This is a genomic window from Psychrobacter sp., assembly GCF_036731945.1.
GTDB lineage: Bacteria > Pseudomonadota > Gammaproteobacteria > Pseudomonadales > Moraxellaceae > Psychrobacter.
On the sequence record NZ_DAINDI010000098.1, the window covers coordinates 1 to 3,616 of the forward strand.

The following is a 3,616-nucleotide window of genomic DNA, read 5'->3' on the forward strand; positions in this document are numbered from 1 at the left end:
GATCCGCGCTTTTTCGAGGACTTTCCACTGGTCAGCTCCATCTTTCAGCGTATCGAGCGCAAAGAGATTTTGGTGTTGGCGGCGATGTTTCATGATATTGCCAAAGGCCGCGGCGGCAATCATAGCCAGCTTGGCGAAACAGAAGCGATTGAGTTTTGTCTTGCCCACGGCATGAGTAGCGCGGATGCCCATTTGGTCGGCTGGTTGACGCGCTATCATCTGCTGATGTCGATGACAGCGCAGAAAAAAGACATCTCCGACCCAGAAGTGGTGACGCTGTTTGCCGATTTAGTTGGCAACGTCACCCATTTAAACCATCTGTACGTCCTAACGGTCGCCGATATGAATGCTACCAACCCCCAGCTTTGGAACAGCTGGCGCGCGACTTTGATGAAGCAGCTGTATTCACAAACACGGCGTATCCTGCGCGCTGATATTGACGCCCCAACCAACCGCCAAGATATGATTAAAGCCACGCGCAAACAGGCGCTGGCAATGCTTGATAATGTCGATAATCAGCACATGAATCGCGATGAGGTTTTAAGGCTATGGGACGACTTGGGCGATGAGTATTTTTTGCGCGAGATTGCAGAAGATATCTTGTGGCATACCGAAGCTATTTTAAACCATCCGCCCATCGGCCGCGCCTCCGATGCCAATAGCCAACCCTTAGTTGTGTTACGTGAGCATCGCGAGCTGGCACTTGATGCGGTGCAAGTGTTTGTTTATACCCAAGATCAGGTCAATTTATTTGCCGTTACCATGGCGGTGTTTGATCAGATGAATCTTGATGTTTTGGATGCCCGCATCATTACCGCAACGCGTGATTTTGCTTTAGATTCCTACGTGCTGCTCGACCGCAGCGGTACGCTATTGGTTGATACAGACAGCCAACAAGAGCTTAAACAGCGCTTAATTGACGCCTTTAAAAATCCGACGGTGCCCAAGCTTACCAACAGAAGAATGCCGCGCCAGTTACGACATTTCGATGTCGCTACCACGATTCACTTTGAGTTTAATGAAGCCTCAAATCAGCATATCATGAGCTTAGAGACGCTTGATCAACCAGGTTTACTGGCCCGCGTTGGTCAGGTATTTTTACAACAACAAATTGAAGTGCATGCCGCCCGTATTACCACGTTAGGCGAGCGCGCAGAAGATATGTTTTATATCAGCGATCAAAACGATCAGGCATTATCGGCGGATAAACTTGAGACATTGAAGGCGGCATTGATAGCAAGCCTGAGCATTCGTAACGATGGTTAATTGCTATATAACTGCTTATGTTAGAAGTTAATCGTTAAAAGCTAAATTATAAATACGAAAAACGCTTTATCGTTAACCTTCAACGATAAAGCGTTTTTTTAAGACAAAATATCAAAGATAGCTTTTGACCAAATATTTATAAGCTACTTATATTAAACGCATACTTTATAAGACGCTTTTATAAACCATCTCGCCTGCCATCTCTTTAAGCTCCTCATCGGCAAGCTCCAACGGCAAAATCTCTGCTTCTACCTGCTGCTGTCCAAGCATCAAGCGCCCAGCGTCTACCTCTTTTTGTAGCAGACGATGCAAACTGGCTAAATGAAATTCGCCGTCGTAGTACTCAAAGATTTGCTGTAAGGAAATCGGGGCTTTGGCATGCACATCATTATAAAGCGTGTCAGCGGCCAAAATGGTCATCTCGTTAAGCGCTTCTTCACGCAAGACATCGACTTGATTAATCTTATTTTGTAAATGCGTGGCCATACGGCCCTTAAAACCCAACATGACGATAAAAATCAGCGTCTGTACCGCAAATAAACCCATATACTGCCATAAAGGCAATGAGATGTTTGACAGTTTGCTCAGCAGCATAAGCACCATCGCCACCACCACATAGCTGACCAATTGCCAGAGCAGCCACATCATAAAGCTGTTATCGCCAAACCAAAACATCTGCCGCTCTTTTAACAGCGTCAACTGCTGCCGCGCCTGCCACCAATTGTACTCGCGCTGTTTTAGTTGCTCGTATAGCTCAACACGCTGGCTACCCTCAAATTGTTGCACATTGATATCTTTAGCGCCACGCTCATCGGTTTTTAAAACACTAGACATATCAAGTTTCCTTAAAATAAGCGGCCGTTTTTACGGACAGTTATTTCTTGCTTGGTTAATAAATGACGCTATTTTAATTTTATCTATACTTAATCACATGATTAAAATTGGCCAATCTCAATAGGGGTTACCGTCTAAAAAACAAGCGCTATGCAAGGTTATTCACCGTATAAATTGTGCAAAACGCTGATTCTACATTGACAATAAACCGTCTGAGAAGAAAAAAGACAAAAAATAAGAGAAGTGCTACACTGCTCAAATGTAATTTTTCTTTATCACTTTATTATTAATTGTCTATTATAGTTAGCCTACCTATGAATCACAACTTGACGACTCTGCACCCTTATCCGTTCGCTAAGATGGCGACTTTACTCGCGGACAGTACGCCAGCCTATAACTATAGTGAAATTAAGCTCGGTATTGGAGAGCCAAAACACGAGCCGCCAGCATTTGTGTTGGACGTCCTACGCGAAAACTTGGACAAAATAAGCCAATATCCAACCACCAACGGGCTGTTTGAGCTGCGTCAAACCATCGCTCACTGGTTAGAAAAGCGCTTCTTTCTCAATCATCTCGACCCGCATAGCCAAGTATTGCCCGTCATGGGTACACGCGAGGCGATTTTTAGCTTGGTGCAAGCCGTTATTGATCATCCACAAACCGAGTTGTCCGAAGACGAAGCCAATCAACTGCCAGCTCATAATCAGCCAAGCGCGCAGCCATTGCAAAAAGCAGATGAGGCACCAACCATTGTGATGCCCAATCCGTTTTATCAGATATACGAGGGCGCTGCCATACTCGCGCAAGCGACGCCGTACTTTATGCCTTGCAGCATTGATAATGATTTTAAAGGTGACTATCGCGCGGTACCGAGGGACGTTTGGATGCGCACGCAGCTATTGTTTGTCTGTAGCCCAAACAATCCAACCGGTTCCGTCATGACCATGGACGATTGGGAACACTTACTGCGTTTGTCCGACCAGTACGGCTTTATCATCGCTAGCGACGAGTGCTATAGCGAGCTGTATTTTGACAGTGCGCCGATTGGCCTGCTGCAAGCTTGCGCGGCGCTCGGTCGTCATAACTTTAAAAATTGCGTGGTATTTCACTCTTTATCCAAGCGTTCAAACTTGCCCGGCCTGCGCTCAGGCTTTGTCGCCGGTGACGCCGACATTTTGCAGCCTTATTTGCAATATCGCACTTATCAGGGCTGCGCAATGCCGATACCGCATCAACTGGCCTCCATCGCTGCTTGGGAAGATGAAAAGCACGTGGCGCGTAATCGAGCGCTCTATCAAGAAAAATTCGCCTTATGGAGGTCAGAGCTTGGCGAATTGCTTGATTTACGCATGCCAGAGGCGGGTTTTTACTTTTGGGTAAAAGTCCCTGAGCAATTTAATGGCGACGACGAAATCTTTGTCAAAGCTTTGTATGAGCAAGCAAATATTCACGCGCTGGCGGGGCGTTATCTGTCACGCGAGGTCAATGGTAAAAATCCTGGGCAAGGTTATGTGCG

At 46.2% G+C, this 3,616-nt stretch carries 3 protein-coding genes; 2 read left to right on the forward strand and 1 reads right to left on the reverse strand.

The window, feature by feature from the left end:
- A partial coding sequence (locus V7D75_RS13755; protein ID WP_333615016.1) for an HD domain-containing protein occupies positions 1-1,266 on the forward strand: 1,266 nt, incomplete at its 5' end.
- Positions 1,267-1,431: 165 nt separating this feature from the next.
- On the opposite strand, the gene V7D75_RS13760 is transcribed toward V7D75_RS13755, so the two are convergent.
- Entirely contained in the window at positions 1,432-2,100 is a 669-nt protein-coding gene (locus V7D75_RS13760; protein ID WP_333615017.1) for a hypothetical protein, read from the reverse strand.
- Between the two features lie 314 nt (positions 2,101-2,414).
- Between V7D75_RS13760 and dapC the strand changes: the two genes are divergently transcribed.
- Positions 2,415-3,616, forward strand: a 1,202-nt coding sequence (dapC, locus tag V7D75_RS13765) for a succinyldiaminopimelate transaminase (protein WP_442968971.1), incomplete at its 3' end; no start/stop codon positions are given.